The organism is Sphaerobacter sp. (assembly GCF_019683595.1).
Classification (GTDB): domain Bacteria; phylum Chloroflexota; class Chloroflexia; order Thermomicrobiales; family Thermomicrobiaceae; genus Sphaerobacter.
Window position 1 is genome coordinate 1 of the sequence record NZ_JADGHZ010000244.1, and the last position, 4,244, is coordinate 4,244.

At 70.0% G+C, this 4,244-nt stretch carries 2 protein-coding genes; one reads left to right on the top strand and one right to left on the bottom strand.

The genetic code is table 11. The features are described 5' to 3' along the window. Positions 1-74: 74 nt before the first annotated feature. On the bottom strand, positions 75-3,362 hold the full coding sequence (locus tag IRZ30_RS16015) for a DNA polymerase III subunit alpha (RefSeq protein WP_294086582.1): 3,288 nt from the start codon (positions 3,360-3,362) through the stop codon (positions 75-77). Between the two features lie 68 nt (positions 3,363-3,430). Between IRZ30_RS16015 and IRZ30_RS16020 the strand changes: the two genes are divergently transcribed. Further along, positions 3,431-4,048, top strand: a complete 618-nt coding sequence (locus IRZ30_RS16020; protein WP_294086584.1) for a GNAT family N-acetyltransferase — start codon at positions 3,431-3,433, stop codon at positions 4,046-4,048. Positions 4,049-4,244: the final 196 nt, after the last annotated feature.

Here is a 4,244-nt window from a genome sequence, read left to right on the forward strand (position 1 = left end):
CCCCCAACCCCCTCTCCCACAAGGGGAGAGGGGGCTTCTTCATCAGCGCGCTGGGAAGGATGAGTTGCGCGATGCTACCGGAAATCGTGCGAGGCGGGGACGAGCCGGCGGTCGGGCTTGCGTTCGGGGAAGATGGGGCCGGCCTCGTGGACGGTGGGCGACGGCGCCGGCGCGAAGGCCCGGCGCGCTGCGTCCAGCGTGTGCAGGCGGTGGGCGATGAGGTTGATCGTCCCGTCGCGCCGCTGCAGGCGCCCCTCGACCACCAGGAACGGCTCGCCCCGCACCAGCAGCCGCTGCTCTTCGTAGAGCGCCGGGTAGATGATGACGTTCACCAGACCCCGCTCGTCCTCCAGCAGCAGGAAGGTGATCCCCTTGGCCGTCCCTGGGCGCTGACGGCAGACAACCAACCCCGCGACCCGCACCTCGGTCCCATCAGGGAGCTTCGCCAGATCGACTGTGGAGACGATCGTCTCCGGCAGGTGCGGGCGGAGCAGCCCAAGCGGGTGATAGCGGGGCGAGAGGCCCAGCGTGTCGTAGTCTGCCGCCATCTGCTCCCAGGGGCTCATCGGCCGCAGTTCCACCATGTCCTGCTCCACCGGCAGCGCCAGCGGGAGCTGCTTCCCGGCAGCCCCGTTCTTCCCGAATCCCCGAGCCGGGATGAACAGGCCGAGTTGCCAGAGCGCCTCCCGGCGTCCCAGCCCAAAGCTATCGAACGCGCCGACCACGATCAGGTTCTCGACCGCCTCCCGTGCCAGCGGCACCCGGCGGACGAAGTCCGCCAGCGAGCGGTAGGGGCCGTTTGCCTCCCGCTCCCGCTCGATCAGCAGGGCGGCGTCCTCGCCGATCCCCTGGACAAAGCCGAAGCCGATGCGCACGGCGTTCCCCTCGACGGTGCAGCGGGCGCCGCTCTGGTTCACGTCGGGCGGGAGGATGCGCACGCCGTGCCGCTTGGCGTCGTTGACGATCACGTGGGGCGGGTAGAACCCCATCGGCTGGTTGTTGAACAGCGCACAGGTGAACTCGGTCGGGTAGTAGCACCGCAGCCAGGCCGACTGGTAGGCGAGCACGGCGAACGCCGCCGAGTGGCTCTTGGGGAAACCGTACTCGGCGAAGCCCAGCAACTTGCGGAACACCTCCTTCGCCACCTCCAGGCGCACCCCCCGCGCCAGCGCCCCATCCCGGAACTGGCGCCAGAAGTGGAGCATCGCCTCGCGCGAGCGCTTGCGGCTCATGGCCCGGCGCAGCGCCTCGGCCTGCCCAGCGGTGAACCCAGCCAGCACCATCGCCACTTCCAGCACCTGCTCCTGGTAGAGGATCACCCCCAGCGTCTCCTCCAGCACCGGCTCCAGCGACGGGTGGTCGTAGCGGATCGGCGCTCGGGGATTGCGCATCCGCCGCTGGCGGTTCTGCACGTAGGGATTGACCGCCTTGCCGACGATCGGGCCGGGGCGGACGATCGCCACCTGGACGATCAGATCCTCCAGCGAGCGCGGCTGGGTGCGCGGCAGCATCTGGATCTGCGCCCGGCTCTCGATCTGGAACACGCCGATGGTGTCCCCGGCGCAGATCATGTCGTAGACCGCCGGGTCGGCGAAGTCGATCCGCGAGAGATCCACCGGCGGCTTACCCGAGCGGACGATCAGTTCCAGGCACTCCTCGACCAGCGAGAGCATCCCCAGCGCCAGGAAGTCGATCTTGATGAAGCGGGCATCGTCGCAGGAGTCCTTGTCCCACTGGCAGAGGTAACGCCCCGGCATGGCGGCCGGCTGGATCGGCACCAGCTCCACCAGCGGCGAGGAGGAGACGATCATCCCGCCGACGTGCTGGGTGATGTGGCGGGGGAAGCCGGCCAGTTCCTCAGCCAGCTCCACCAGATAGCGCAGCGGTGGCGCGTCCCGCCGCGCGGCGAACTCCGGGATGCGCGCCAGCTCCTCCCCCAGGTCCTTCGCCGAGCGCGCCTCGCTCAGCTTGGCGATCTTGTCGATGTCGGGCTGGGGCAGGCCGAGCGCCTTGCCGATGTCGCGCACCGCGCTGCGCAGCTTGTAGGTGGAGAACGCGCAGACGAGCGCGGCATGCTCCGGGCCGTACACCTCGTAGACCCGCTCGATCAGCCGCTCGCGGATGTCGCGCGGGAAGTCGAGGTCGATATCCGGCACCGAGCGCAGATCCTCGTTGAGGAAGCGACCGAGGAAGAGCCCGTGCGCCAGCGGGTCGACGTGCGACAGACCGATCAGATAGCAGACAATCGAGCTGACCGACGAACCGCGCCCCCGCCCGGGCGGCAGGTTCCCGACCGCGCGCGGCGTGTCCGTCCCGCGCACCTCCGCCGCCACCTCCTGCGCCAGCAGCAACAGGTCGCGGTAGAGCAGGAAGAAGCCGGCCAGCCGGTGCCGGGCGATCAGCCGCAGCTCCTCCGCCAGCCGCTCCTCAGCCGCCGCGCGCCGCTCCGGCTCCGGGTAGCGCTCGGCCAGCGCCTCCCGACAGATCCGCGCCAGCAGGTCGTCGGGCGTCTCCCCCGGTGCCGTCGGGTAGTCGGGGAAGCGATAGGCGAGATCACGCGGCAGGTCGAACCCGGCGCAGCGCTCGGCGATCTCCAGCGTCGCCCGCAGCGCCGCCGGGTAGCGGTCGAAGAGCGCGGCGACCTCCTCGGCGGCACGCAGGTAGAACTCCGCGTTGGCCCGCCGCGCCCGGTGCGCCCCGTCGAGCGTCGTCCGCTCGCGGATCGCCACCAGCACGTCTTGCAGGCGGTGCCGCTCCGGCCGGTGGTAGTGGACATTCCCCGTCGCGGCGTAGCGCAGGCCCAGGTGCTCCGCCAGCTCCACCAGCAGCCGGACACGCCGGGTATCGCCGTAGACCAGGTTCTGCTGCAGCTCAACGACGACATTCTCCGCCCCGAACCACTCCACGTACCGCCGCAGCAGCGCCTCCGCCCCGGCCAGATCCCCGGCATCCACCAGCCGCGCCAGCGCCCCCTGCCGGCAGCCGGTGAGCAGGATCAACCCCTCGGCGTGCCGGGGCAGCAGGTCGGGGTCGAGCCGGGGCACACGGTCCTCCCCCGCGTGATGCGCGGCGGTGATCAGGCGACAGAGGTTCCCATAGCCGGTCACCGACTCCGCCAGCAGCGTCAGGTGCGAGCCGTCGGCCAGGGTCAGCTCGGCGCCGGTGATCGGCTGGATGTCCGCCCCGTGCGCCAACTGGGCGAACTCCATCGCGCCGTGAAGGCCGTCGTGGTCGGTGATGGCCAGCGCCCGGTAGCCGAGCTCCGAGGCGCGCGCAATGATCTCCTCCGGCAACGAGGCGCCGTCGAGGAACGAGTACGCGGTGTGGAGGTGCAACTCCACATAGCGATGTTCACGTCCCATGGCATCCTTCCCAGAGGGCGATCAAGACGTTCCAACAGTCGAGCAGTCGAGAAGAGGGGGTGGAGGCGATGACAACGATCCGAGCCGAGACACCGGCCGACATCGAAGCGATCTCCGAGGTCAACCGGCTCGCGTTCGGCCGTGAGAACGAGGCGAGACTGGTCGAGACGATCCGCGACACACCGGGGTTCATCCCGGCGCTCTCGCTCGTCGCCGAGCGCGACGGCCGTGTCGTCGGCCACGTCCTCTTCAGCCGGATCGCGATCCGCACCGGCGGGGGACCAGACATCCCGGCGCTGGCGCTCGCGCCGGTCGCCGTGCTGCCGGAGCACCAGGGTCAGGGGATCGGCGCCGCACTGATCCGCACCGGTCTCGACCGCGCCCGCGACCTCGGCCACCGGATCGTGGTCGTAGTCGGCCACCCCAACTACTACCCCCGTTTCGGCTTCACCCCAGCCCGGGCACAGGGACTCGAAGCCCCCTTCCCGGTCTCCGACCCCGCCTTCATGGCACTGGCACTCGTGCCCGGCGCGCTCGACGGCGTCCACGGGCTCGTGGTCTATCCGGAGGCGTTTGACGGGGGTGATACCGGCGCGGCCATGGGAGTACGCGGGCGGCGCAGACCCGGGATGATGGCGTTTGGCGAACTCGATGGGACTGCGACGGTGCCGCGCGCCCGGGGCTGAAGCCGCCGGGCTCACAACGAAAAGCCCGCTAAAGCGGGCTGGGAATGTCGGCGGAGGGCATCGGTGTGGTGAGGGAGCGCATCGTCGTCGGTATGTGCCCGGGGCTAAAGCCGCCGGGCTGATACAGAAAAGCCCACTAAAGGGGCTGAAACGATTTCCGTCCCTAGTCCCTTTAGTGGACTTCGCCTCCTAGCCC